At 74.0% G+C, this 25,906-nt stretch carries 22 protein-coding genes; 4 read left to right on the top strand and 18 right to left on the bottom strand.

Annotated features, from left to right (window positions below; translation table 11 throughout):
* Window positions 1-36 precede the first annotated feature (36 nt).
* Window positions 37-735: a pyridoxamine 5'-phosphate oxidase family protein gene (locus O2V61_RS13285; protein ID WP_269183777.1), complete on the top strand. Its 699-nt coding sequence runs from the start codon at window positions 37-39 to the stop codon at window positions 733-735.
* Here O2V61_RS13285 and O2V61_RS13280 read toward each other — a convergent pair.
* From O2V61_RS13280 to O2V61_RS13200, 17 genes are all read right to left on the bottom strand, one after another.
* Window positions 719-1,888: a PQQ-dependent sugar dehydrogenase gene (locus O2V61_RS13280; protein WP_269183776.1), complete on the bottom strand. Its 1,170-nt coding sequence runs from the start codon at window positions 1,886-1,888 to the stop codon at window positions 719-721. The genes O2V61_RS13285 and O2V61_RS13280 overlap by 17 nt on opposite strands.
* A 34-nt stretch (window positions 1,889-1,922) precedes the next feature.
* On the bottom strand, window positions 1,923-2,999 hold the full coding sequence (locus O2V61_RS13275; protein ID WP_269183775.1) for a polyprenyl synthetase family protein: 1,077 nt from the start codon (window positions 2,997-2,999) through the stop codon (window positions 1,923-1,925).
* 82 nt (window positions 3,000-3,081) lie between these two features.
* A complete protein-coding gene (gene nuoN / locus O2V61_RS13270) occupies window positions 3,082-4,626 on the bottom strand; it encodes an NADH-quinone oxidoreductase subunit NuoN (protein WP_269183774.1) in 1,545 nt (514 codons plus the stop codon).
* Window positions 4,626-6,290 carry an NADH-quinone oxidoreductase subunit M gene (locus tag O2V61_RS13265; RefSeq protein WP_269183773.1) on the bottom strand — a complete coding sequence of 555 codons (1,665 nt, stop codon included), beginning with the start codon at window positions 6,288-6,290 and terminating at the stop codon, window positions 4,626-4,628. Before O2V61_RS13265 ends, nuoN begins: the two co-directional genes overlap by 1 nt.
* Before the next feature lie 40 nt (window positions 6,291-6,330).
* Complete coding sequence (gene nuoL, locus O2V61_RS13260; RefSeq protein ID WP_269183772.1) at window positions 6,331-8,235, bottom strand: NADH-quinone oxidoreductase subunit L; 1,905 nt, start codon at window positions 8,233-8,235, stop codon at window positions 6,331-6,333.
* A 31-nt stretch (window positions 8,236-8,266) separates the two neighbouring features.
* A complete protein-coding gene (nuoK, locus tag O2V61_RS13255) occupies window positions 8,267-8,566 on the bottom strand; it encodes an NADH-quinone oxidoreductase subunit NuoK (RefSeq protein ID WP_166754891.1) in 300 nt (99 codons plus the stop codon).
* Window positions 8,563-9,450 carry an NADH-quinone oxidoreductase subunit J gene (locus O2V61_RS13250; RefSeq protein WP_269183770.1) on the bottom strand — a complete coding sequence of 296 codons (888 nt, stop codon included), beginning with the start codon at window positions 9,448-9,450 and terminating at the stop codon, window positions 8,563-8,565. The genes nuoK and O2V61_RS13250 overlap by 4 nt, the downstream gene beginning before the upstream one ends.
* Window positions 9,447-10,127 (bottom strand): NADH-quinone oxidoreductase subunit NuoI, encoded by a 681-nt coding sequence (gene nuoI / locus O2V61_RS13245; protein WP_269183769.1) that lies wholly within the window; start codon window positions 10,125-10,127, stop codon window positions 9,447-9,449. Before nuoI ends, O2V61_RS13250 begins: the two co-directional genes overlap by 4 nt.
* Window positions 10,120-11,559, bottom strand: coding sequence for an NADH-quinone oxidoreductase subunit NuoH (gene nuoH / locus O2V61_RS13240; protein ID WP_269183768.1), 1,440 nt, complete (start codon window positions 11,557-11,559; stop codon window positions 10,120-10,122). The genes nuoI and nuoH overlap by 8 nt, the downstream gene beginning before the upstream one ends.
* Window positions 11,556-14,075 (bottom strand): NADH-quinone oxidoreductase subunit G, encoded by a 2,520-nt coding sequence (locus O2V61_RS13235; protein ID WP_269183767.1) that lies wholly within the window; start codon window positions 14,073-14,075, stop codon window positions 11,556-11,558. The genes nuoH and O2V61_RS13235 overlap by 4 nt, the downstream gene beginning before the upstream one ends.
* A complete protein-coding gene (nuoF, locus tag O2V61_RS13230; protein WP_269183766.1) occupies window positions 14,075-15,400 on the bottom strand; it encodes an NADH-quinone oxidoreductase subunit NuoF in 1,326 nt (441 codons plus the stop codon). The genes O2V61_RS13235 and nuoF overlap by 1 nt, the downstream gene beginning before the upstream one ends.
* 1 nt (window position 15,401) lies before the next feature.
* Entirely contained in the window at window positions 15,402-16,406 is a 1,005-nt protein-coding gene (gene nuoE / locus O2V61_RS13225) for an NADH-quinone oxidoreductase subunit NuoE (RefSeq protein WP_269183765.1), read from the bottom strand.
* Window positions 16,406-17,731: an NADH-quinone oxidoreductase subunit D gene (locus tag O2V61_RS13220; protein WP_269183764.1), complete on the bottom strand. Its 1,326-nt coding sequence runs from the start codon at window positions 17,729-17,731 to the stop codon at window positions 16,406-16,408. Before O2V61_RS13220 ends, nuoE begins: the two co-directional genes overlap by 1 nt.
* Window positions 17,728-18,447, bottom strand: a complete 720-nt coding sequence (locus O2V61_RS13215) for an NADH-quinone oxidoreductase subunit C (protein WP_269183763.1) — start codon at window positions 18,445-18,447, stop codon at window positions 17,728-17,730. Before O2V61_RS13215 ends, O2V61_RS13220 begins: the two co-directional genes overlap by 4 nt.
* The gene (locus O2V61_RS13210; protein ID WP_442928910.1) at window positions 18,444-19,112 is read right to left on the bottom strand and encodes a NuoB/complex I 20 kDa subunit family protein; all 669 of its coding nucleotides are present in this window, start codon (window positions 19,110-19,112) and stop codon (window positions 18,444-18,446) included. Before O2V61_RS13210 ends, O2V61_RS13215 begins: the two co-directional genes overlap by 4 nt.
* Window positions 19,113-19,163: 51 nt before the next feature.
* Window positions 19,164-19,526: an NADH-quinone oxidoreductase subunit A gene (locus O2V61_RS13205; protein WP_373286324.1), complete on the bottom strand. Its 363-nt coding sequence runs from the start codon at window positions 19,524-19,526 to the stop codon at window positions 19,164-19,166.
* A 254-nt stretch (window positions 19,527-19,780) separates the two neighbouring features.
* Window positions 19,781-19,933 (bottom strand): hypothetical protein, encoded by a 153-nt coding sequence (locus O2V61_RS13200; RefSeq protein ID WP_269183762.1) that lies wholly within the window; start codon window positions 19,931-19,933, stop codon window positions 19,781-19,783.
* 229 nt (window positions 19,934-20,162) lie between these two features.
* On the opposite strand from O2V61_RS13200, the gene O2V61_RS13195 reads away from it, so the two are divergent.
* A complete protein-coding gene (locus O2V61_RS13195) occupies window positions 20,163-21,041 on the top strand; it encodes an aminoglycoside phosphotransferase family protein (protein WP_269183761.1) in 879 nt (292 codons plus the stop codon).
* Here the strand turns inward: O2V61_RS13195 and O2V61_RS13190 are convergent.
* Complete coding sequence (locus tag O2V61_RS13190; protein WP_269183760.1) at window positions 21,038-21,754, bottom strand: demethylmenaquinone methyltransferase; 717 nt, start codon at window positions 21,752-21,754, stop codon at window positions 21,038-21,040. The genes O2V61_RS13195 and O2V61_RS13190 overlap by 4 nt on opposite strands.
* Window positions 21,755-21,792: 38 nt before the next feature.
* Between O2V61_RS13190 and O2V61_RS13185 the strand changes: the two genes are divergently transcribed.
* Together O2V61_RS13185 and O2V61_RS13180 are read left to right on the top strand one after the other, a co-directional pair.
* Entirely contained in the window at window positions 21,793-23,067 is a 1,275-nt protein-coding gene (locus tag O2V61_RS13185) for an isochorismate synthase (RefSeq protein ID WP_269183759.1), read from the top strand.
* Window positions 23,068-23,181: 114 nt separating this feature from the next.
* Complete coding sequence (locus O2V61_RS13180) at window positions 23,182-25,896, top strand: putative bifunctional diguanylate cyclase/phosphodiesterase (RefSeq protein WP_269183758.1); 2,715 nt, start codon at window positions 23,182-23,184, stop codon at window positions 25,894-25,896.
* Window positions 25,897-25,906: the final 10 nt, after the last annotated feature.

Genomic DNA, 25,906 nt, shown 5'->3' with positions numbered 1-25,906 from the left:
CTTCGGAGAGGCCACTCGCGCCCGCACGATGGTCCGGTGACCAGCGCACCCGCCGACCAGCTCCCGCTCTCCCCCACTGCCCGCAGCACCGTCCGCCGGGGCGCCCGGCGGGCCCGCACCGACCGCGCCGAGCTCCACGCCGTGCTGGACGCCGGGCTCGTCGGTCACCTGGGCGTCGTGCTCGACGGCGCACCGGTGGTGCTGCCCACCGGGTACGGCCGGGTGGGCGACACCCTGTACCTGCACGGCTCCACCGGGGCGGCCACGCTGCGGGCCGCCGCGGCCGGCCAGCCGGTGGCCTTCACCGTCACCCACCTGGACGGCGTGGTCTACGCGCGCTCCTCGTTCCACCACTCGATGAACTACCGCTGCGCGGTGGTGCACGGCACCGCGCAGCTGGTCACCGACCCCGCGGAACGGCTCCGTGCCCTCGCGGCGCTGACCGAGCAGCTGGCGCCGGGCTCCTGGACGGCGACGAGGCAGCCGGACCGCCGGGAGCTGGCTGCCACCGCCGTCCTGTCCCTGGACCTCACCGAGGCGAGCCTGAAGGTGCGCTCCGGCCCGCCCGGGGACGACGAGCGCGATCTCGCGGGCGATGCCGGCCCGTCCCCGGTGTGGGCCGGTGTGCTGCCGCTGCGCACCGTGCTGGGCGAGCCGGTGCCCGACCCGCTGCTCCCGGCCGGGGTCCCGGTGCCGGCGCGGGTGCGGGACCGCTCGCTCAGCTCGCCGGGCTGACCCGGAGCACCTGGTCCTCGCCGCCGCCGTTGTCGGTGGTCACGTACAGCGCGCCGTCCTGCCCCTGCTCCGGGGTGCGGATGCGACCGTAGGTGTCCTCGAGCTCGGGCAGCCGGAAGGACTCGACCAGCTCCCCGTCCTCGGTCAGCCGCAGCGCGAGGACGCCGGTGTCCTTCTGCACACCGATGAGCAGCAGCCCGTCGTAGTCGCCCCACTCCGCGCCGTCGAGGAACGTCGCCCCGGACGGTGCGATGGTGGGCTCGCCGGAGGACCACACCGCGGGCACGTCGCCGGGGGCGGTCATCGGCACGCTCTCGTCGTACACGCCCGCCCCGACCGGGTCCCAGCCGTAGTCGGCCCCGGGCTGGAGGAGGTTCACCTCGTCGTCCCGGTCGGGCCCGTGCTCCACCGAGTAGACCTGGTCGGAGTCCGGCCGCACGGCCAGGCCCTGGACGTTGCGGTGCCCGTAGGTCCAGATCCGGTCGGCGGCGTCGGCGTCGTCGGTGAACGGGTTGCCGGGGAGCGCCTCGCCGGTCTGCGGGTCGATCCGGAGGACCTTGCCGGCGAGTGAGCCGAGGTCCTGGGGGTTGGTCCCGAGGGCGTTGTCCCCCGTCCCGACGAAGAGCGCGCCGTCCGGGCCGAACTCGACCCGGCAGCCGCCGTGCCGGCCGCTGCTCTCGTTGACCGGGATCCCGCCCAGCAGCGGGTCGGCGACCCGGGTGGCGGCCGTCCACCCCTCGTCCACGGTCCAGGCGATCACCTGGATCTCAGCGCCGGCGTCCGTCCGGACGCCCTGGCAGGTGTAGAAGCGCCGGTTGTCGGCGAAGGCCGGGTCCAGGGCGAGGCCCATCAGGCCGGTCTCCCCCTCGGCGAACAGGTCGTCGAAGTCGGCGTCCAGCGGGCGCGCCTCGCCGTCGGGCAGCACCGCGGTCAGCCCGCCGGCGCGCTCGTCGACCAGCAGCGTGCCGTCCGGTGCCTGGGCGACGTCCCAGGGGTGGTCCAGCCCGTCGAGGACCACCTCGACGTCCAGGTCGGGGGCACCGGCGGGCGCCGACACCGGCGCGGGGCCGGCCGCGTCGGCACCGCTGTCGGTGGCACCGCAGGCGACGAGCAGCAGGAGCGGTGGCAGGGCCATCCAGGAGCGTCGGGTCATCCTCCCCAGGATGCCCCCGATCCGGCCGTGCGGCTCAGCTCGTGCGGGTCACCACGTAGGTGCACAGCCCGGACAGCGCCTCCCGCACCGGGCCGTCGGGCACCGCCGACAACCGGCTGCGGGCCCGGTCGGCGTACTCACCGAGCACCGCGGTCGCGCGGGCGAGGGAGGTCGAGCTGCGCAGCAGGGCGAGGGCCTCGGCGTGCTCGGCGTCGTCGACGACCGGTCCGGCCACCAGCTCGCGGAGCCGGGCCTCGGCGGGGTCGTCGCCGGCCAGGGCGAACAGCACCGGCAGGGTGGCGATCCCCTCGCGCAGGTCGGTGCCGGGCAGCTTCCCCGACGTGCCGCCCTCGCTGACGATGTCGATCAGGTCGTCGGAGAGCTGGAAGGCCACCCCGACCTCCTCGCCGAACGCGGTGAGCGCGGTGACCAGCTCGGGGGCTGCGCCGGCGAACGAGGCGCCGAACCGGGCGGAGGTGGCGACCAGCGACCCGGTCTTGTCGGCCAGCACCCCGAGGTGGTGGGCGACGGCGTCCTCGCCCGGCCGGGCGCCGACGGTCTCCCGGAGCTGGCCGGTGACCAGCCGCTCGAAGGTCTGCGCCTGCACCCGGACCGCCTCCGGGCCGAGGTCGGCCAGCAGGTCCGACGCCCGGGCGAAGAGGAAGTCGCCGGTCAGGATGGCGACGCTGTTGGTCCAGCGGCTGTTGGCGCTCGGGGCGCCGCGTCGGACGGAGGCCTCGTCCATCACGTCGTCGTGGTACAGCGTGGCCAGGTGGGTCAGCTCGCAGACGACGGCGGCGTCGACGACCTCGGGGGCGTCCGCGTCGCCGAGCTGGGCGGCGAGCAGGGCCAGGACCGGCCGGAACCGCTTGCCGCCGGCGGCCATGAGGTGCCCGGCGACCTCGTTCACGAACGCGTGCTCGCTGGCGACCGAGGACGCCAGCCGGGCCTCCACCCGCGCGAGCCCGTCGGACAGGGCCACGCCCAGCTCGCCGTCGGGCAGCCAGGGGCCGATCGTCGAGGCCGGGCGGGCGGGCCGGTGCCAGGTCGCGCCCTCGCGCTGGGGGTCGAGTCCGCCGCCCTGGGGGCTGGTGGTGCCGGCTCCGGTCATCAACCGACGAAGATAGCCGTCGTCCACAGCCTCCGGCCCACCGGCCTGCTCCACCTCCACCGCCCCGGTCCACCGGTCCCGATCAGCCGACGAACACCGCCGCCGACTCGGCCAGGTCCAGCACCGACCCCGGCAGGACGCCGAGCACCAGCGTGGCCGCCGCGGTGATCGCCAGCACGATCGTCGTCGGCAGCCCGGGGACGCCGACCGTGGGGCCGTCGGGTGCCGGGTCGGAGAAGTACATGAGCACGACCACCCGCAGGTAGAAGAACGCCGCGATCGCACTGGCGACCAGGGCGGTGACGACCAGCGGCCAGGCGCCGACCTCGATGGCGGCCCGGAAGACGGCGAACTTGCCGGTGAACCCGCTGGTCAGCGGTATCCCGGCGAGGGCCAGCAGGAAGAAGGTCATCAGGGCGGCCACGAGCGGGGAGCGCTGGGCCAGGCCGGCCCACTGGGAGAGGTGGGTGGCCTCGCCGTCGCCGTCCCGGACGAGGGTGAGCAGCCCGAACGCGCCGAGCGTGGTGAGGCCGTAGGCGAGCAGGTAGAACATCGTCGCGGCCAGCCCGTAGCCGGTGCCGTCCGGGCCGAGGCCGATGACCCCGGTGAGCAGGAAGCCGGCGTGGGCGATCGAGGAGTAGGCCAGCATCCGCTTGACGTCGGTCTGGGTCAGTCCGAGCACCGCGCCGACGACCATCGAGGCGATCGCCAGGGCGTAGACCAGCGGGCGCCAGGTCCAGTCGGCGGTGCCGAAGGCGACGTAGAGCAGCCGCAGCACCGCCCCGAAGGCGGCGACCTTGGTGGCCGCGGCCATGAAGGCGGTCACCGCCGTGGGTGCGCCCTGGTAGACGTCCGGGGTCCAGCTGTGGAAGGGCGCGACGCTGGCCTTGAACATCAGCCCGACGACGAGCAGGCCGAGCCCGAGCACCATGAGGGCGCTCCCGCCCTCGGTGACCACGGCCACCCGGATGTCGGACAGCCGCACGCTGCCGGTGGCCCCGTAGACGAGGGCGAGCCCGTACAGGAAGAACGCCGAGGCGAAGGCACCGAGCAGGAAGTACTTGACCGCCGCCTCCTGGGACAGCAGCCGCCGGCGGCGGGCCAGCCCGCACAGCAGGTACAGCGGCAGGCTGAGCACCTCCAGCGCCACGAACATGATCAGCAGGTCGTTGGCGGCGGTGAACAGCATCATGCCGCCGATGGCGAAGGTGGCCAGCGGGTAGACCTCGGTCTGCACCCGCTCGGAGGTGGCCAGCTCCCGGTCCCGGACGCTGCCGGCCGGCACCGCGGCGGCGGCGACGAACGCCGAACGGGCCGGGTCCAGGGCGCGCTCGCTGAACAGCAGCACCGACAGCGCGCCCAGGACGGCGATCGTCCCCTGCAGGAACAGGGCCGGTCCGTCGACGGCCAGCGCCCCGGCCGCGGTGACGTCCTGGGTGCCGGCCAGCAGCACCGTGGCGACGAGGGCCCCGATCGTGCCGACCAGGGCGATCGCCACCTGCACGGGGTGGCGCACCGCCCGGGGGGCGAACGCCTCGACCAGAACGCCCACCGCCGCGGCGCCGAAGACGAACAGCAGCGGCGCGAGCGCCGCATAGGACAGGTCCGGTGCCTCGATGGCGCCCATCAGTCGGTCCCCCCGGTCCCGGTGCTGCCCGGTGCAGCCGGCGTGCTGCCCCCGGGGTCGACACCGATGTCGGTCATCGTCGCCTCGACCGCCGGGCTGATCAGCTCGATCAGCGGCTGCGGGTACACCCCGAGCACCAGGATCAGGGCGACCAGCGGCGTGACGACGGCGATCTCCCGGCGGGAGAGGTCACGCACCGCCAGCACCCTGGCCCGCACCGGCGCCTCCAGCACCGCGGTCGCGCCTCCCGCGCCGGAGGCCGGCCGCACGGTGTCGCCGTCCTCGGCCCTGTCCTCCTCGACCAGGAGCACGCCGCGCGGCGGTCCGTGCATGACCCGCTGGTACATCAGCAGCACGTAGAGGGCGGCCAGCACGATGCCGACGGTGGCGATGATCGTGAAGACCGGGCGGGTCGGGAACGCCCCGATGAGCACCAGGAACTCGCTGACGAAGCTGTTGGTGCCCGGCAGCGCCAGCGACGCCAGGCCGGCGAGCAGGAAGACGCCGGCCAGCAACGGCGCCTTGGCCGCCAGCCCGCCGTAGTCGCGGATCTGCCGGGAGCCGCCGCGGGCGATCACCATGCCGACGACGATGAACAGCAGGCCGGTCGCGATGCCGTGGTTGACCATGTAGAGCACCGCGCCGGTCGCCGCCTCGGTGGTGAAGGCGAAGATGCCCAGCGCGATGAAGCCGAAGTGGGCGATCGAGGTGTAGGACACCAGCCGCTTCATGTCGCTCTGCCCGACGGCGAGCAGCGCCGCGTAGATGATCCCGGCGACCGCGAGCGCCAGCACCCAGGGGGCCAGGTCGCGGGACGCGTCGGGGAACAGCGGCAGGCAGTAGCGGAGGAAGCCGAAGGTGCCGACCTTGTCGAGCACCCCCACCAGCAGCACGGCGCCGCCGATGGGCGCCTCGGCTCCGGAGTCGGGCAGCCAGGTGTGGAAGGGCACCAGCGGCGCCTTGATCGCGAAGGCGAGGAAGAAGCCGGCGAACAGCAGCTTCTGCACGTTCGGGTCGATCTCCAGCTGGCGCAGCGCGTCGAAGGCGAAGGTGCCCTCGCCCAGCTGCGAGTTGCTGACCACGTACAGCCCGATCACCGAGGCGAGCATGACCAGCCCGCCGAGCAGGCTGTACAGGAAGAACTTCACCGCGGCGTACTGCCGGTTCGGGCCGCCGAAGCTGCCGATCAGGAAGTACATCGGCACGAGCATGGCCTCGAAGAAGACGTAGAACAGGAAGACGTCGGTGGCGGCGAAGACCCCGACCATCAGCGACTCGAGCAGCAGCAGCCAGGCCCAGAAGGCGGTCATCGACCGCGCCGGGCGGCCCGGGCGGGGCACGGGAGTGTCCCGCCACGAGGCGCCGACGACGACCGGCACCAGCACACCGATCAGCAGCAGCATCGACAGCGCGATGCCGTCGACACCGAGGGCGAACTCGACCCCGAAGTCGGGGATCCAGGCCACCGAGGTGGTCAGCTGGAACCGCTCACCACCGGGGTCGAAGGCGATCGTGGTGAGCACGGCGAGCAGCAGGACGAGCAGGCTCACCGCCAGGGCGAGCTGGCGGGCCAGCGCCTCCCGGGCGGGCGGCAGCGCCGCGACCACCGCCGCACCGACCGCCGGGACGGCGATCATCAGGACCAGCCAGGGGACGTCGCTCACGGCTGGGCCGCCTCTCCGCGGTTGGGGGTGTCAGGGGTGGTCATGCCGTCACCGCGAGCAGCGCACCGGCGACCAGCACCGCGCCGCCGAGGATGCCCAGGGCGTAGCTGCGGACGAACCCGGTCTGCACCCGCCCCAGCCGGGCCGATCCGCCGCCCAGGGCCGCGGCCGCGCCGTTGACCGCGCCGTCCACCCCGCGGGCGTCCAGCCAGACCAGCGCGCGGGTCAGCCACACCCCCGGACGCATGACGAGCGACTCGTTGACCGTGTCGGCGTAGAGGCCGCGGCGGGCGGCGGTGACCACCGGTGAGACGCGGGCCGGCGCCGTCGTGGGCACCTCGCGGCGACCGACGTACAGCCAGGCGGTGAGCGCCCCGAGGGCGACGACGACGGTGACGACGATGCTGACCACCAGCGGCGACACCAGGTGCGCGGCCTCCTCCGGTTCCCCGAACACCGGCTCCAGCCAGCCGCTGAGCGGGAAGACCGCCACCAGCAGGAAGCCGGCGGCGACCGACCCGACGGCGAGCAGCACCATCGGCGCCGTCATGGACGGTGGCGCCTCGTGCGGGTGCACGCCGTCCTCCCACCGTGGCTGGCCGAAGAAGGTCATCAGCATCAGCCGGGTCATGTAGAAGGCGGTGAGCCCGGCGCCGAGGACGGCGACCCCACCGAGCAGCCAGCCCGACCAGCCGCCGCGGTCCAGGGCGACCTCGATGATCGCGTCCTTGGTCCACCAGCCGGAGAGGAACGGGAAGCCGATCAACGCCAGGTAGCCCAGCCCGAAGGTGACGAAGGTGATCGGCAGCCGCCTGGCCAGGCCGCCGAAGCGGCGCATGTCGACGGTGTCGTCCATCGCGTGCATCACCGAGCCGGCGCCGAGGAACAGCCCGGCCTTGAAGAAGCCGTGGGCCAGCAGGTGGGCGATGGCGGCCGCGTAGCCGACCGGGCCCAGCCCGACGGCCAGGAACATGTAGCCGATCTGGCTGACCGTGGAGTAGGCCAGCACCTTCTTGATGTCGTCGTGCGCGCAGCCGGCGATGGCCCCGATGAGCAGGGTGACCGCACCGACGGCCAGGACGACGGTGCGCGCGGTGGGCGTGGCGTCGTAGAGCGGGGCGCTGCGGGCGATCAGGTAGACCCCGGCGGTCACCATCGTGGCGGCGTGGATCAGCGCCGAGACCGGGGTCGGGCCCTCCATCGCGTCGGGCAGCCAGGCCTGCAGCGGGAACTGGCCGGACTTGCCGCAGGCGCCCAGCAGCAGGAGCAGCCCGATCGCGGTGACGGTGCCGCCGGCGAGCAGCCCCACCGAACCGAAGACGCCGGCGTAGGACGTCGTCCCGAGCTGGGCGAACATCAGGAAGATCGCCAGCGCCAGGCCGACGTCCCCGACCCGGTTCATCAGGAATGCCTTCTTGGCCGCCGTGGCGGCCGCCGGGCGGGTGTGCCAGAACGCGATGAGCAGGTAGGACGCCAGGCCGACGCCCTCCCAGCCGACGTAGAGGGCCACGAAGCTGTTGCCCAGCACCAGCAGCAGCATCGCCGCGACGAAGAGGTTGAGGTAGGCGAAGAACCGGCGGCGGCCGGGGTCGTGCGCCATGTAGCCGATCGAGTAGACGTGGATCAGCGCCCCGACCCCGGTGATCAGCAGGACGAAGACCGCCGACAGCGGGTCCAGGAGCAGCCCGGCGGTGACGTCGAGGCTGCCGGTGTCGATGAAGGTGAACAGGTCCAGGCTCACCGCGCGGCCGGCGCGCCCGGTCAGCGCGAGGGTGCAGCCCACGGCCAGGGCGAACGCGGCGACCACGGTGCCGGTGGCCAGCAGGTGCCCCCACCGGTCGGTGCGCCGCCCACCCAGCAGCAGCAGCGCGGCGCCGGCCAGCGGCAGCACGATCACCAGCCACGTGACGGACAACAGCCCGTCGACCGGCACCGACGCAGGCACGACCTCGTTCACTCCTGGGTCCCCGTTCCGCTCAGTACTTCAGCAGGTTGACGTCATCGACGGAGGCCGAGCGGCGGGTGCGGTAGATCGACATGATGATGGCCAGGCCGACGACCACCTCCGCGGCGGCGACGACCATCACGAACAGGGCGATGACCTGGCCTTCCACCGTCCCGGTGCTGCGGGCGAAGGTGATCAGCGTGAGGTTCACCGAGTTGAGCATCAGCTCGATGCACATGAACACCACGATCGCGTTGCGCCGTACCAGGACGCCGACCGCGCCGATGGTGAACAGGATCGCCGCGAGCACCAGGTAGTTGGTGATCGTCATGCCGGGCCCCCCTCCCGCGTCGTGCCCGGCGTCGTCGTGCCGAGCGCGGCGTCGGTGCCGCCTGCGTGCGGCAGCCCCTCCCGTTCGGCGCCGACGCTGCCGGTGCGCGGCAGCTCGTCGACCCGCACCGGCTCGACCCCGGTGGCGAAGCTGCTCGGCGCCGGGCTGCCGTCGGGCAGCCGGCCGGGCGCGGCGATGGAGTTGGCCCGTGCGTACACGCCGGGCCCGGGCAGCGTCTGCGGCCGGTCGGTGAGGAACCTGGCCCGCGAGCGCTCCTTCTGGCTGCGCTGCGTGCCGGGCTCCCGTTCCGCGTGGGTGAGCAGCAGCGCGCCGACCGCGGCCACGATGAGCAGCGCGCCGGTGACCTCGAAGGCCAGCACGAAGCGGCCGTACAGCACGGCGGCGATCGCCTCGACGTTGCCGGCGGCCGGCCCGCCCACGGTGCCCTGCACCGCGGTGAGCCCGACGACCGGCAGCTCCTCGGTGGCCCGCGCGATGCCGGCGCCGACCAGCCCGGCGAAGCCGATCCCCAGCACGATCGCCGCCACCCGCTGCCCGCGCAGCGTCTCGACCACCGAGTCCGAGCTCTCCCGGCCGACCAGCATGAGCACGAACAGGAACAGGATCATGATCGCGCCGGTGTAGACGATGATCTGTGCCGCACCCAGGAACGGCGCCTCCTGGACGACGTAGAACACGCCCAGGCTGAGCATGGTGAGCACCAGCCAGAGCGCGGAGTGGACGGCGTTCTTCGACAGCACCATGCCCAGCGCGCCGGCCAGGGCGACCGGGGCGAGCACCCAGAAGACGATCGTCTCCCCGGTGCCGATGACCACCCCGGTGTCCGCAGCGGCTGCCACCACCCCCATGGCCAGCACGCTCATGCCCGTTCCTCGATCACCGGTTCGGCCGCCTGCTGCGTCGGGGACGCCGCCTTGGGGTCGCGCACGTAGTAGTCCTGCTCGTTCTCGCCCAGCCGCATCGGGTGCGGGGGCTGCTCCATCCCGGGCAGCAGCGGGGCCATCAGCTGTTCCTTGGTGTAGATCAGCGCTTGGCGGTCGTCGTCGGCGAGCTCGAAGTCGTTGCTCATCGTCAGCGACCGGGTGGGGCAGGCCTCGATGCACAGCCCGCAGAAGATGCAGCGCAGGTAGTTGATCTGGTAGACGGCGCCGTAGCGCTCACCCGGGGAGAAGCGGGCGTCCTCGGTGTTGTCCCCGCCCTCGACGTAGATGGCGTCGGCCGGGCAGGCCCAGGCACAGAGCTCGCAGCCCACGCACTTCTCCAGGCCGTCGGGGTGCCGGTTGAGCACGTGCCGGCCGTGGTAGCGCGGCTTGGTCTGCTTCGGGACCTCGGGGTAGGACTCGGTCGTCACCTTCTTGAACATCGTGGCGAAGGTGACGCCGAACCCCTGCGCGGGCCCGGGCAGCCAGCTGGACCGCTTGCCGGGGGCTGTGGTGGACGGCGCCGTGGAGGACTGCCGGGCGATGGCCGTGCCCTCGCGCCGGGCCGGGCTGGCGCCTGACGTCGGCTCGGCGGCGGGCGGCGGGGTGGGCTCAGACATCGTCGGTCTCCTCAGGCGTGGTCGAGCTGCTGCGCCGGCCGGTGCCGACCACGGTCCCGGCGCCGACGGACTCGCGGCGGCGCAGCCGTGGCGAGGGCGGGACGACCAGGTCCATCGGGGGCACCGGGAACCCGCCGGAGGCCCGGTCCCGGCCCTGGGGGTCCAGCACCTGCGGCTCGGCCGGCGCCGGCCCGCCGGCGGCGGCCTCGCGGGCGGCGACCCGGGTGTCCCGGTTGCGCATCCGGGAGGCGAGCAGCAGGCCGCCCAGCAGCACCAGGGCGATCGGCACCCCGACGAAGACGGCGACCTGACCGGCGTCCAGGTCGGACTCCCGGGCGACGGCGCGCAGCGTCGCCACCACGAGGATCCAGACCAGCCCGACGGGGACCAGCACCTTCCAGCCGAAGCGCATGAACTGGTCGTAACGGAGCCGGGGCAGCGTGCCGCGGAGCCAGACGAAGAAGAACAGCGCGACGACGACCTTGGCGAAGAACCACAACAGCGGCCACCAGCCGGTGTTGGCGCCGTCCCAGATGGAGATCGGCCAGGGCGCCCGCCAGCCGCCGAGGAACAGCGTGGCGGCCAGCGCGGAGACGGTGACGATGTTGATGTACTCGGCCAGGAAGAACAGCGCGAACTTCAGCGACGAGTACTCGGTGTGGAAACCGCCGACGAGCTCGCTCTCGGCCTCGGGGAGGTCGAAGGGCGCCCGGTTGGTCTCGCCCACCACGGCGATGACGTAGATGACGAAGGAGACCGGCAGCAGGACGGCGTACCAGCTGGGCCCGGTGAACTCCAGGCCGAAGAAGGACAGCTCGGTGCCGTCGGCCTGGGCGGCCACGATCTCCGAGGTCGACATCGAACCGGCGTAGAGGAACACCGCGACGATCGACAGGCCCATCGCGATCTCGTAGCTGATCATCTGCGCCGCGCTGCGCAGCGAGCCGAGCAGCGGGTAGGTCGACCCGGATGCCCAGCCACCGAGCACGATGCCGTAGACGCCCATCGCCGAGGCGGCCAGCACGATGAGGACCCCGATCGGGGAGTCGACGAGCTGCAGGGGCGTGCGCTCGCCGAAGATGCTGACCGTCGGGCCGAGCGGGATGACGGAGAAGGCCAGGAAGGCCGGGATGGTGGCGATGACCGGCGCCAGGAAGTACACCGGCTTGTCGGCCAGCGCCGGCATGATGTCCTCCTTGAACGCCAGCTTCAGGCCGTCGGCGAGGCTCTGCAGGTAGCCACGCGGCCCGACCCGGTTGGGGCCGATCCGCTGCTGCATCCGGGCGACGACCTTGCGCTCGAAGACGATGGCGAACAGCGTCATCAGCACCAGCACCCCGAAGATGCCGACGATCTTGATGAGCACGATCCACCAGACGTCGTTCCCGAAGTCCTCCAGCGTGGGCTGGTCGGCGGCGGCGAAGACGGTCACTCCTGGGCTCCCCGCAGGCTCGAGAGAGACGTCGCGCCGGCCGGGGTGGGCGGCGGTCCGGCGAGCCGGACGACGGCGCCGGGGCCGGCCCCGAGCTGGGTGCGGACCTCGCTGCCCGGGGAGCGCATCGGCAGCCAGACCACCCCGTCGGGCATCTCGACCAGCCGCACCGGCAGGGTGACCGCCCCGGCCGGACCGGTGACGGTGAGCGGGTCGCCGTCGGCCACGCCGAGCCGGCGGGCGGCGTCCTTGCCGAGCCGGGCGACCGGGGGACGGGCGGTGCCGGCCAGCGCCGGCTCCTCCCGCTGCAGCGTCCCGACGTCGACCAGCTGCCGCCAGGAGGCGAGCACCGCCTCGTCGTCGGCGAGCTCCGGCAGCGGTGCCGGGGCGACGTCGGCCCCGGTGCCGGCGGGTGCCTGCGCGGCCCCGCCGAGCGCGGTCAGCTGGGCGCGCACCTCGGTCACCGAGCCCACCCGCAGGTCGACGCCGAGGTGCTCGGCCAGGCCCTGGAGCACCCGGCCGTCGGTGAGCTGCCCGGAGCCGTGCAGGGTCGCGTCGAACGAGCGGACCCGGCCCTCCCAGTCCAGGTAGCTGCCGGCCTTCTCCGGGGCGGCGGCGACCGGGAGGACGACGTCGGCGTGTGCGGTGACCGCGGTCGGGAACAGCTCCAGGCTGACCACGAACCGGGCGTTCTGCAGCGCCTGCTCGGCCAGCAGCGGGTCGGGCAGGTCGGCGGGGTCGACGCCCCCGACCAGGAGACCGGCCAGGTCGCCGCCGCGCACGGCGGTGAGGATGCCGGTGAGGTCGCGCCCCGGGGTCGCCGGGACGTCGGCTCCCCAGCGCTGGGCGACGGCGGCCCGGTCGGCGGCGTTGGCGACGGTGCGCCCACCCGGGAGCAGGGTCGGCAGCGCGCCGGCCTCGACCGCGCCCCGCTCCCCCGCCCGGCGGGGCACCCAGCCGATCCGGGCGCCGGTCTCGGCGGCGAGGGCGCTGACCGCGGAGAACCCGCCCGGCAGCTCGGCCAGCCGCTCCCCGGCCAGGATCACCGCGCCCGGGCGGAAGAGGGCGACGGCCGCGTCGGCCAGCACGCCGTCCACCGGGTTGGCGGCCAGGTCGCGGAGCAGCTGGGCCTCCTGGCCCGGGACGGTGCTCAGCACGGTGGCCTGCAGCTTCTCCGCGGCCCGGGTGCCGAAGGGGGCGACGTCGAACACCTGCATGCCCGCCGTCCGCACGGCCCGGCGCAGCCGCAGGAAGACGATCGGCGACTCCTCCTCCGGCTCGAAGCCGACCAGCAGCACCGCGGGAGCGGCGGTCAGGTCGTCGTAGCTGACCGCCCCGGCACCGGGGGCGGTGCCGGCGACGTGCGTGGCCAGGAAGTCCAGCTCCTCGGCGGAGTGGGCACGGGCCCGGGCGTCGACGTCGTTGGTGCCCAGCGCCACGCGGGCGAAGGCGGCGTAGGCGTAGGCGTCCTCGACGGTCAGCCGGCCACCGGGCAGCACCCCGACCCCGCCGGCCGCGCGCGCCGCCCGCAGCCCCTCGGCCGCGGCGGCCCAGGCCTCCGGCCACGAGGCCGGCTGCAGCGCACCGTCCCGGCGGACCATCGGCGTCATCAGCCGCTCGTTGCTGCTGGCGTAGCGGAAGGCGTACCGGCCCTTGTCGCAGTTCCACTCCTGGTTGACCGCCGGGTCATCCCCGGCCAGCCGCCGGGTCACCGTGCCGCGCCGGTAGTCGGTGCGCTGGGCGCAGCCGCTGGCGCAGTGCTCGCAGACGCTCGGCTCGCTGCGCAGGTCGAACGGGCGGGCGCGGAACCGGTAGGTGGCGCTGGTGAGCGCGCCGACCGGGCAGATCTGCGTGGTGTTGCCGGAGAAGTAGGACTCGAACGGCTCGTCCTCGTAGATCGCCACCTGCTCCAGCGCGCCGCGCTCGAACAGCTCGATGAACGGGTCACCGGCCACCTGCTGGCTGAACCGGGTACAGCGGGCGCAGAGCACGCAACGCTCGCGGTCCAGCAGCACCTGGGAGCTGATCGGCAGCGGCTTGGGGTAGGTGCGCTTGGTCTCCACGAAGCGGGACTCGGCGCGCCCGTTGCTCATCGCCTGGTTCTGCAGCGGGCACTCCCCGCCCTTGTCGCAGACCGGGCAGTCCAGCGGGTGGTTGACCAGCAGCAGCTCCATCGTGCCCTGCTGGGCCTTGTCCGCGACCGGGCTGGTGAGCTGGGTCTGCACCACCATGTCCGGGGTCACCGGGGTGGTGCAGGAGGCCACCGGCTTGCGCTGCCCCTCCACCTCGACCAGGCACTGCCGGCAGGCACCGATCGGGTCGAGCAGCGGGTGGTCGCAGAAGCGCGGGATCTGGATGCCGATCTGCTCGGCGGCCCGGATGATCAGCGTGCCCTTCGGCACGGCGACCGGGAAGCCGTCGATGGTGCAGTGCACGGCATCGGGCGGCGTGTGCGGACCGGGTGCGCCCGGCGGCAGCGCCGGCGCGGGCTCGGGGGTGGCCGGGGTGAGGGTCATCAGGCTGCTCCAACCGGCTCGAGCCGCAGCGAGCGACCGAGGCGGGCCTGCTCCTCGGCCGGCAGCAGCGCGACGTAGTCGTCCTTGAAGTACTTCAGCGAGCTGGCGATGCAGCTGGTCGCACCGTCGCCGAGGGCGCAGAACGAACGGCCCAGGATGTTGTCGCAGGTGTCGGTGAGCAGGTCGAGGTCGGCGGCCCGGCCCTGACCGTGCACCAGCCGCTCCAGGATCTGGACCAGCCAGTAGGTGCCCTCCCGGCAGGGGGTGCACTTGCCGCAGCTCTCGTGGGCGTAGAACTCGGTGAACCGCAGGGTCGCCTCGACGATCGAGTCGGTCTCGTCGAAGACCATCAGCGCGGTGGTGCCCAGCATCGAGCCGGCCGCGGCGACCGAGTCGAAGTCCAGCGGGACGTCGAGGTGCTCCGCGGTGAAGTACGGGGTCGAGGAGCCGCCCGGCGTCCAGAACTTCAGCTCGTGCCCCGGGCGGACGCCGCCGGCCATGGCCAGCAGCTCGCGCATCGTCGTCCCCATCGGGGCCTCGTACTGACCGGGGTGCACCACCCGGCCCGACAGCGAGTAGATCTTCGGGCCGGGCGACTTCTCCGGGCCCATCGTCTTGAACCACTCGGCCCCGCCGCGGACCACGTACGGCACGCTGGCCAGCGTCTCCACGTTGTTGATCACCGTCGGGGAGCCGTAGAGGCCGGCGACGGCGGGGAACGGCGGCTTGAGCCGGGGCTGACCGCGGTAGCCCTCCAGGGAGTCCAGCAGCGCGGTCTCCTCGCCGCAGATGTAGGCGCCGGCGCCGGCGTGCACCACCAGCTCGAGGTCGTAGCCCGACCCGAGCACGTCGCTGCCGAGGTAGCCGGCGGCGTACGCCTCCTGCACGGCGGCGATCAACCGGCGGTGGGCGTGCACCGCCTCACCGCGCACGTAGATGACGGCGAAGCTCGAGCGGATGGCGTAGGCGGTGATGATCACGCCCTCCACCAGCGAGTGCGGGTCGGCCATCATCAGCGGCAGGTCCTTGCACGTGCCCGGCTCGCCCTCGTCCGCGTTGACCACCAGGTACTTCGGCGCCGCCGCCGGGCCGGTCGGGGCCTCCCCCGGCTTCGGCTGCGGGATGAAGCTCCACTTCATCCCGGTCGGGAAGCCGGCGCCGCCGCGGCCGCGCAGCCCGGAGTCCTTGACGAGGGCGACGACGTCGTCCGGCGCCATCTCCAGGGCGGAGCGGAGCGCGCGGTAGCCGTCGAGGCGTTCGTAGGTCTCCAGCGTCCACGAGCGGGGCGCGTCGTAGCGGGCGGTGAGGACGGGGGTCAGGGGCATCTCAGGTCTCCCGCTCGATCGAGCTGTTCTGCCCGGCGCCCGAGCTGGTGGGCGGGGTGTCGGTGCCCTCGCGGCCGCGCTCGGCCGGCTGGCGGCCGGCGGGCTCGGGGGCGTCCGGGTGGTGCTGGGCCGCGCCGGCCCGCTCGGCCGGGGTGTCGGCGGAGGCGACGGCGGTGTCGGCGGCCTGCTCGGACGGCGTCTCCCCCGGCGCTCCGGCGGGTTCGACGTCCGGCTCGGGCGCCTGCTCGGGCTCGGCGTCGCCCATCGGGGGTGCGGACTCACCGCGCTCGGCGGCCAGCCGGACCCCGACCAGCGTCGGCCCACCGGCCGACGGGGCATCGATCGCCGCCCGCTCGGCCTCGAGGTCGGCGTGCTGGGAGAAGCCGGCCAGCTGGCGGGAGACGCCGCGGAAGTCGGTCAGCGGGGCCCCGCGGGTGGGCGGCGGCTTCTCCCCCATCCGCAGTGCGGTGACCAGCGCCCGGGCCGACTCGACGTCCTGCTGGTCGTAGAACTCGTAGTCGACGGTGACCACCGGCGCGTAGTCGCAGGCGGCCAGGCACTCGGCGTGCTCCAGGGTGACCGAGCCGTCGGCGGCGGTCTGGTCGTGGCCCACGCCGAGGTCGGCGGAGATCGCGTCGTAGATCCGCTGGCCGCCGAGGACGGCGCAGAGCGTGTTGGTGCAGACGCTGACCAGGTGCTCACCGGTCGGGTGCCGCTTGTACATCGTGTAGAACGTCGCGACCGCGCCCACCTCGGCCTTGGTCAGCCCGAGCAGCCGGGCGCAGAAGCCGACGCCCTCGGGCGACACGTAGCCCTGCACGGACTGGACCAGGTGCAGCATCGGCAGCAGCGCCGACCGCTCCTGCGGGTAGCGGGCCATCAGCTCACGGGCCTCGGCCTCGGTCTGCTCGGTCAGCGGCGGCAGGTCCGGGGCGGCCGGCTCCACCGGGCTGGCGTCCAGCCCGGTGACCGCCGTCCCCTCGTAGGAACCGGGAAGAGCACTCATCAGCGGTCCACTCCCCCCATCACGGGGTCGATCGAGGCGATCGCGGCGATGACGTCGGCGATCATGCCGCCCTCGCTCATCGCCGCGGTGGCCTGCAGGTTGACGAAGCTGGGGTCACGGACGTGCACCCGGAACGGGCGCGTCCCGCCGTCGCTGACCACGTGGTAGCCGAGCTCGCCGCGGGGGGACTCGATCGCCGTGTAGACCTGGCCGGCCGGTACCCGGAAGCCCTCGGTGACCAGCTTGAAGTGGTGGATCAGGGCCTCCATCGACTGGCCCATGATGTGCCGGACGTGGTCCAGGGAGTTGCCCATGCCGTCGGCGCCGAGGGACAGCTGCGCCGGCCAGGCGATCTTCTTGTCCTCGACCATCACCGGCCCCGGCTCGAGCCGGTCCAGCGCCTGACCGATGATCTTGATGGACTCGGTGATCTCGCCCATCCGCACCAGGTACCGGCCCCACGCGTCGCAGGTGTCCGCCGTCGGCACCTCGAAGTCGTAGGTCTCGTAGCCCAGGTACGGCTCGACCTTGCGCATGTCCCAGGGCAGGCCGGCCGCGCGGAGCACCGGGCCGGTGACGCCGAGGGCCACGCAGCCGGTGAGGTCGAGGTAGCCGACGTCCTTGAGCCGGCGTTGCCAGATCGGCTGGCCGGTGAGCAGCCGGTGGGTGCCCGCGACCCGCTCGGGGAGGACGGCGAGCAGCTCCCGCACGGACTCGACAGCACCCTCGGGGAGGTCCTGCGCCAACCCGCCGGGGCGGACGTAGGCGTGGTTCATCCGCAGCCCGGTGATCTCCTCGAGCACGTCCAGGACCAGCTCCCGCTCGCGGAAGCCGTTGGTCATGCCGGTGAGCGCGCCCATCTCCATGCCGAAGGTGGCCAGCGCGACCAGGTGCGAGGCGATCCGGTTGAGCTCCATGACCAGCACCCGGATGGTCTGCGCCCGGGGCGGCGCCTCGATGCCGAGCAGCTTCTCCACGGCCAGGCAGTAGGCGGTCTCGTTGAACAGCGGGGCCAGGTAGTCCATCCGCGTGACCAGGGTCGTGCCCTGGGTCCAGGTGCGGTACTCCGTCGTCTTCTCGATGCCGGTGTGCAGGTAGCCGATGACGACGCGGGCCTGGGTGACGGTCTCGCCCTCGAGGTCGAGCACCAGCCGGAGCACCCCGTGGGTCGAGGGGTGCTGCGGGCCCATGTTGACCACGAGCCGCTGGTCGTCGTGGGTGTCGGCGCCGAAGGTCTGGTCCCAGTCGCCGCCGGTGACCGTGTAGACCCGGCCCTCGGTGGTCTCCCGGGAGCCGGCGGCGTACGGGTCGCTCGTCGTCGTCATCGGTAGCTCCGGCGCTCGTCGGGCGGGGGGATCTGGGCGCCCTTGTACTCGACCGGGACGCCGCCGAGCGGGTAGTCCTTGCGCTGGGGGTGGCCCTCCCAGTCGTCGGGCATGAGGATCCGGGTCAGCGCCGGGTGGCCGTCGAAGACGATGCCGAACATGTCCCAGGCCTCCCGCTCGTGCCAGTCCGCCGTGGGGTAGACGGAGCTGACCGACGGGACGTGCGGGTCCTCGGCCGTGACGGCCACCTCGAGCCGGATCCGGCGGCGGTAGGTCATCGAGGTCAGGTGGTAGACGACGTGCAGCCGGGGCCGGTCGGGCGTCGCGGCCGGGCCGCCGCTGTCGGCGTAGTCGACGCCGGAGACGCTGCTGCACAGCTCGAAGCGCAACGACTCGTCGTCCCGCAGCGCCTGGACCAGGGTGAGCAGGTGCTCGCGGGCGACGAAGTACGTGATCTCGCCCCGGTCGACCAGGACCCGGTGGACGGCGGCGGCGTACGTGGCCGCGCCGACGGCGTCGACCAGCGCGTCGGTGACCTCGTCGAACCAGCCGCCGTAGGGCCGGTCGGTGGAGTGCAGCGCGACGGCGCCGCCGGGCTCGACCCGGACGAGGCCACCGAAGCCGGACGTGTCGCCGCTGCCGCTGACCCCGAAGGCGCCCTTGCGGAAGCCCCCGCCGGGCTCGGTCGCGGCCCCGTAGCCGGCCTCGTCGCTCATCGGTCCGCTCCGGGCAGGGCGACGGCGTTGCCCCCGCGCTGCTCGATGGCGAACTGGCCGGTGCGGCCCTCGGCGGCGGCCTGCTCGTAGGCGCGCTTCGCCGCCGGGTCCGCCCGGACGCTGGAGGGCATCGCGAGGTGCAGCTCCGGTGCCGTGCCGTTGGCGCGGGCGGCGGCCTGCTCCCGGGCGCGCTTGGCGCCCAGCGGCTGGTGCTGGATCTTGTGGTGCAGCTTGAGGATGGCGTCGGTGAGCATCTCCGGCCGCGGCGGGCAGCCGGGCAGGTACATGTCCACCGGGACGATGTGGTCGACGCCCTGCACGATCGCGTAGTTGTTGAACATGCCGCCGGAGCTGGCGCAGACGCCCATGGCGAGCACGTACCGCGGCTCGGGCATCTGGTCGTAGATCTGCCGGAGGACCGGGGCCATCTTCTGGCTGACCCGCCCGGCCACGATCATCAGGTCGGCCTGGCGCGGGGAGGCGCGGAACACCTCCATGCCGAACCGGGCCAGGTCGTAGCGGCCGGCGCCGGACGCCATCATCTCGATCGCGCAGCAGGCCAGGCCGAACGTCGCCGGCCAGAGCGAGGACTTGCGGGTCCAGTTGACGAGCTTCTCGACGCTGGTCAGCAGGACGCCGCTCGGGAGCTTCTCCTCCAGGCCCATCTCAGCGCCCTCCGTCCGTGGTCGGTCCCGTGTCGGTCGGTCGGGTGTCGGTCAGTCCCATTCGAGCCCCCCGCGGCGCCACTCGTAGACGAAGGCGATGAAGACGGTGCCGATGAAGACCGCCATCGCGCCGAGGCCCCACAGGCCGAGCGCGTCGTTGGCGACCGCCCACGGGTAGAGGAAGACGATCTCGATGTCGAAGACGATGAAGAGCATCGCGGTGAGGAAGTACTTGACCGGGATCCGTCCGCCGGTGAGCGGCTGGTCGACCGGTTCGATCCCGCACTCGTAGGCCTGCACCTTCGCGCTGTTGTAGCGGCGCGGGCCGATGAACGGTGCGGCGGTGACCGAGAAGAGCGCGAAGCCCGCAGCGAGCACGAAGAGCCCGACCAGGGGCACGTAGTTCGACAGCATCAGCAGCTCCCGAAGCAGACGTTCCGCGGGACGGTGGGGGGCGTGCACGACCTCGGGCGGACCACTGCGACGACCTCCGCTCACATCCGACGACCGGGCGACCCCTTGTGAACTGCTTCACCCTGAGCTTGTGAACTGGTTCACAAGGTCGAGTGGTCGAAGCCTATGCCGAAGGGGTGTCCGAACACCAGGACCCCCGGTGATCGAGTTCACACCGGGGGTCCTGACAGGCCGTGAGAGCGCAGGTCAGCGGCTCACAGCGGTCCGGGGGCCGGGGCCGGCGGCGGCGCGGTGGGATCGGTCGGCTCCGGGCCGGGGACGGGCGCCGGGGACGGCGGGGTGATCGGGTCGGTCGGCGACGGGGACGGCGACGGCGGCTGGGGCTCAGGGGTGGGCGGGATCGTCATGCCCGGAGCCTGCTCCTCCCGCAGCGGACAGGGAACGCCGTCCGCTGCGGGCGCAACACGTCGCCGGCCGGCCCGGGCGGCGCTCGCCGAGTGAGGGGTTGTGCACGTCTGATCCGGAGCCCAGACGTAGACAGCTCGGCACTCGACGCAACACTCGACGCGCGGGTCGCGGTCCGGGGTCGCAAACAAAGCGATGGCCCCCGCGTGCGGGTGCGGGCAGGGTGCCCCGGTGACCACCCCACGCATCGACGTCCCGCTCGTGCGCCGACTGGTCGCGAGCCAGTTCCCGGAGTGGGCGCACCTGCCGGTCGTGCCGGTGGAGCCGGGCGGCTGGGACAACCGCACGTTCCGGCTCGGCGCGGAGATGCTCGTCCGGCTGCCGAGCGCGGAGCCCTACGCCGCCCAGGTGGTCAAGGAGCAGACCTGGCTCCCCCACCTGGCGCCGCGGCTGCCGCTGCCGGTCCCCGTGCCGCTCGGCCAGGGGGCTCCGGGTGCGGGCTTCCCGTGGCCCTGGTCGGTGTACCGCTGGTCGGAGGGGGCCGACGCGTCCGCTGCGCCGGTCGACGACCTCACCACGTTCGCCACCGAGCTGGCCGGCTTCCTCACCGCCCTCCAGCTGGTCGACCCGACCGACGGGCCACCGGCCGGGCCGCACAGCTGGTTCCGCGGCGCCCCGCTCAGCCACTACGCAGCCGAGACGCACGCGGCGATCGAGGCGCTCGGCGACGCGATCGACGGCCGGGCGGCCACGGCCGTCTGGTCGGCTGCGACCGCGACCTCCTGGGACCGACCGCCGCGGTGGTTCCACGGCGACGTCGCGGCCGGCAACCTGCTCGTGCGGGACGGCCGGCTGGCCGCGGTGCTGGACTTCGGCACGTGCGGGGTGGGTGACCCGGCGTGCGACCTCGTCGTCGCCTGGACGCTCTTCTCCGGCCGCAGCCGGGCGGCCTTCCGGGCCGGCCTGGACCTCGACGCGGGCACCTGGGCCCGCGGGCGCGGCTGGGCGTTGTGGAAGGCGCTCATCGTGTGCGCCGGTGCAGCCGAGACCGACGCGGTGCAACGGCAGCGCGCCGGCGCGGTCCTGGCGGCCGTGCTGGCCGACGGCTAGACGCGGGTGCCGCGGTGCAGGGCGACGACGCCGCCGGTCAGGTCGCGCCACGCGACGTCGGCCCAGCCGGCGCCCTGCAGCCACCGCGCCAGCTCCGGCTGCGGCGGCCACGCGCGGATCGACTCGGCCAGGTAGACGTAGGCCTCCGGGTTGCTGCTCACCGCCCGGGCGATCGCCGGCAGGGCCCGCATCAGGTACTCGGTGTAGACGGTGCGGAACGGGGAGAAGGTGGGGCTGGAGAACTCGCAGACCACCAGCGTGCCGCCGGGCCGGGTCACCCGGGAGAACTCGCGCAGCGCGGCCTGCGGGTCGGCGACGTTGCGCAGGCCGAAGGAGATGACGACGCCGTCGACGCTCTCGTCGGCCAGCGGCAGCGCCATCGCGTCCCCGGCCACCTTCGGCACCGGTCGGGACGCCCCGGCGCGCAGCATGCCCTGGGAGAAGTCGCAGGCGATCGCGCGCACTCCCCCGGCGGCGAGCTCGACGGTGGAGACGCCCGTCCCGGCCGCGACGTCGAGCACGGTGGTCCCCGGTCGCGCGCCCAGCGCCTCGCGGGTGGCCCGGCGCCAGCCGGCGTCCAGACCGGCGGAGAGCACCGTGTTGGTCAGGTCGTACCGGCCGGCGACCCGGTCGAACATCGCCGCGACCTCCGCCGGCCGCTTGTCCAGCCCGGCTCGCGTCCCTGCTGCCCCAGCCCGTTCCCCGGTCGCCACGACGGCGACGCTACCTGCGCGCCTCCTACCCTGGAGCGGTGACCAGGGCAGCCGCACGCGCCGCGACCAGCGCGGCGGCGGTCACCACCACCCCGTTGGGCACCCGTCGCACGCCGCTGCTGACCCTGCTCCCCCGCGACGGTGCGCTCGCCTGGGTGCGCCGCGGCGAGGGCCTGGTCGGCTGGGGCGAGGCCGACCGGCTGGAGGTCTCCGGCCCGGGTGCGCTCACCGAGGCCGCCGACTGGTGGGCCCGGCGCTGCGCGGACACCGAGGTCCACGACCCGATCGGCGTCCCCGGCTCCGGGCCGGTCCTGTTCGCCTCCGTGGCCTTCGACCCGGCGGTGGGGACGTCGGTGTTCGTCGTCCCCGAGGTCGTCGTGGGTCGGCGCGACGGGTGCACCTGGGTGACCGTCACCGGCGACGCGGACGACGAGGCGCTCACGGTCGTCGAGACCTCGACGCAGCACGCGGCCACCTCGATCGGCCGGCTCGCCTACGCCGACGGGGCCCTGGACCCGATGGCCTGGTGCGCCGCCGTGGCCGCCGCGGTCGCCCGGATCGACGCCGGTGAGCTGGACAAGGTGGTCCTGGCACGGGACCTGCTGGTCAGCGCCGACCGCCCGCTGGACCCCCGCCGCCTGCTGCTGCGCCTGGCCGAGCGGTTCCCGGACACCTGGACCTTCGCCGTCGACGGCCTGCTGGGTGCCACCCCCGAGCTGCTGCTGCGCCGGACCGGCCGGGAGCTGGACGCCCGCGTGCTGGCCGGCACGGCCCCGCGGGGCGCCGGCGCGGAGGACGACCGGCTGGCGGCGGGCCTGCAGACGTCGGTCAAGGACCACGCCGAGCACGCCTACGCCGTCGACTCCCTCGCCGACGCGCTCCGGCCGTTCGTCGACGAGCTCGTCGTCCCGGAGCAGCCCTCCGTGCTCACCCTGCCCAACGTCCGGCACCTGTCCAGCGACGTCCGCGGCCGCCAGCGGGACGACGACGTGACCGGCCTGCTGGAGCTGGTGGGCGCCCTGCACCCCACGGCCGCGGTCTGCGGCAGCCCGACGGCCACGGCGGCCCGGGTCATCACCGAGCTCGAGGGGATGGACCGGGGCCGCTACGCCGGGCCGGTCGGCTGGCTGGACGCCCGCGGCGACGGCGAGTTCGGGCTGGCGCTGCGCTGCGCGGAGCTGACCGGGGCCGATGGCGGACGGCAGGCCCGGTTGTTCGCCGGCTGCGGCATCGTCGCCGACTCCGACCCGATCGCCGAGCTGGCCGAGACCCAGGCGAAGCTGGCCGCCTTCCAGGCCGCACTGGAGGACTGAGGCCTCCCCCGGAGGGAGGACCGCACCCGGCGAGGTGGTCCCCTGGGGTCAAGACGACCAGCCTGCGGCCCGACAGTGTCCAGAACGGGACACCGGCGAGGGGGACGACAGGACATGGTCAGCAGGACGGCGGACGACGGCGGCCGCACGGCCGCTGCCGTGTGGCTGTCGCTGGCCGCTGCCCTCGTCGTCCTGGTCGGCCTCACCGGCGGGTCCACCTCGGCCTCGATCGTCTACCTGGTCGTCACCGTCGGCGCCGCGGTCGCTGCCTGGCTGGGTGTCCGGCGGTGTCGCCCGGGGCCGGCGGCCCGGTGGGTGGCGGTCGCCGTCTCGCTCAACGCCGTCGGCGACGTGCTGTGGCAGCTGCAGGCGTGGCTGGCCGACGCCCCGCCGGACGTCTCGGTCGCCGATGCCGCCTACCTGGCCTCCTACGTCGCCCTCGGGGCCGCCCTGCTGGTCTACGCCGGGGACGGCGACAGCCACCCCCGGGCCCGCTTCCACGCGCTGCTCGACGGCGCGGCGGTGCTGGTGATCGCCCTGCTGGTGGTCTGGCAGACCTCGGTGCACTCGACGCTGACCGACGACAGCCTGCCGCTGGGCACCCGGGCCATCTGGGCGGCGTACCCGCTGCTCGACGCGATGGTCCTCGGCCTGGTGGTGCGGGGCATGGTCGTGCAGTCGCGGGTCGGGGTGCCGGCGCTCCTGCTCGGCCTCGGCTCCACCGCCTGGCTCGCCTCCGACCTGGCCTGGCTGCTGCTGGCGGCCCCGGACACGGTCAGCGGCTGGCTGGACGCCGGCTGGCTGGTCGGTGCGATCGCGCTGGCGACGCTGCCCTGGGCGGACCGCTCGGCCCTCCCCGCCGGCCCGACCGTGACGACCGCCACGGCCGGGACCGGGCGGTGGCGGATGACCCTGGCGTTCCTGCCGCTGCTGGTGCCCGGCGGCTTCGAGCTCCGGGCCTGGCTGGCCGGTGCGGACATCGACCCGCTGCCCGGCCTGCTGGCCACCGCCACGTTGACCGTGCTGATCATCGTCCGCGCCCAGCGGTTGCTCACCGACCAGGACCGCGCCCGGGCCGAGGTCCGCTCCCTGGCCCGGCGGTACGAGGCGCTGGCGGTGACCTCCTCCGACGCGGTGGCCGTCGTCGACCGCGACGGGCGGCTGACCTCGGACTCCCGGTCGCTGGCCGCGCTGCTCGGTCGCCCCGGGTGCACCGGGCGCTCGCTGCCCCAGCTGCTCAGCGGCATCGGTGTCGACCCCACCGACGTCCTGGGCGCCCTCGACCGGGCCCGGCTCACACCGGGTGAACCGGTCGAGCTGGAGCTGCGCGGCACCCACCCCACCGGTGGCACGGTGTGGCTGGGCGGGCGCGCCGTCGACCTGCGACACGACCCGGACGTCGGCGGCATCGCCGTCAGCGTCTACGACATCACCCCGCGCAAGCTCGCCGAACAGGAGCTGGCCCACCAGGCCTTCCACGACGGGCTGACCGGACTGGCCAACCGTTCGCTCTTCCTCGACCACACCGAGCAGGCGCTGCGCCGGGCCGGCCGCACCGGCAGCCCGCCGATCGTCCTGTGCCTGGACCTGGACGGCTTCAAGGACGTCAACGACAGCCTCGGTCACCTGGCCGGCGACGACCTGCTGCGCACGGTGGCCGAGCGGCTGCAGGGGGTCGTCCGGGCGGCGGACACCGTGGCCCGGCTGGGCGGCGACGAGTTCGCCGTCCTCATCGACGACACCCGGGACGGCCTGCCGGTCGCCGCCTCGCTGGCCGAGCGGCTGCTGCAGGTCCTCGGCGAGCCGGTGCTGCTGCACGGCCACCGGGTGACCGTGGCCGCCAGCATCGGGATCGTCGTCGCCGAGCCCGACGCGACCCCCCTCTCGCTGTTCCGCGACGCAGACATCGCGATGTACCAGGCCAAGGCCGCCGGCCGCGCCCAGTGGGTGGTGTTCGACCCGTCGATGCGCGCCGCGGCGCTGGAGCGGATCGAGCTGGAGCGGGAGCTGGGCGGCGCCCTGGCCGCCGGCCAGCTGCGGCTGGTCTACCAGCCGGTGGTCGACCTGCAGACCGAGCAGGTGGTCGGCTTCGAGGCGCTGCTCCGCTGGCAGCACCCCAGCCTCGGCGCGATCGGTCCGGACCGGTTCGTCCCGATCGCAGAGGACTCCGGGCACATCCTGCCGATCGGCCGCTGGGTGCTGGCCGAGGCCACCGCCACCGCCGCCCGCTGGCAGCGCGCCCACCCCCGGCTCACGCCGCTGTCCATGGCGGTCAACGTCTCCGCGCGGCAGCTGGCCGGCGGCACCCTGGTCGAGCACGTCGCCGAGGCGCTGACCTCCAGCGGCATCACGCCGTCCTCGCTGGTCCTGGAGGTCACCGAGACCGCGCTGGTCACCGACCCGGACGCCGTCGCCGCACGGCTCTGCGAGCTGCGCGCGCTCGGCACCCGGCTGGCCCTGGACGACTTCGGCACCGGCTACTCGTCCCTGAGCTACCTGCGCCAGTTCGACGTCGACGTGCTCAAGATCGACCGCTCGTTCGTGAGCCTCCTCGACGGCTCGGCCGACGACGCGGCGATCGTGCACGGGCTGGTCCAGCTCGGGCACACCCTGCGGCTGGAGGTCGTCGCCGAGGGCGTGGAGACCGAGGCCCAGCGCGACCGGCTGCGGGCCGAGCGCTGCGACCTGGCCCAGGGCTGGTTGTTCGCCAAGCCGCTGGAGGCCGAGGAGGCGGAGCTGCTGCTCCTCGCCCAGGCCGCCGGCGCACCGGCGCTCCCCCGACCGCGGCCGGCGACCACCGCAGGCGACCTGCCCGTCGCCCAGGCCTGAGCCGGCCCGG

The sequence above is a fragment of the Modestobacter sp. VKM Ac-2985 genome (assembly GCF_026967925.1).
GTDB lineage: Bacteria > Actinomycetota > Actinomycetes > Mycobacteriales > Geodermatophilaceae > Modestobacter.
The sequence above is the reverse complement of the archived record's forward strand: the minus strand, read 5'-3'. Positions and strand labels throughout refer to the sequence as shown.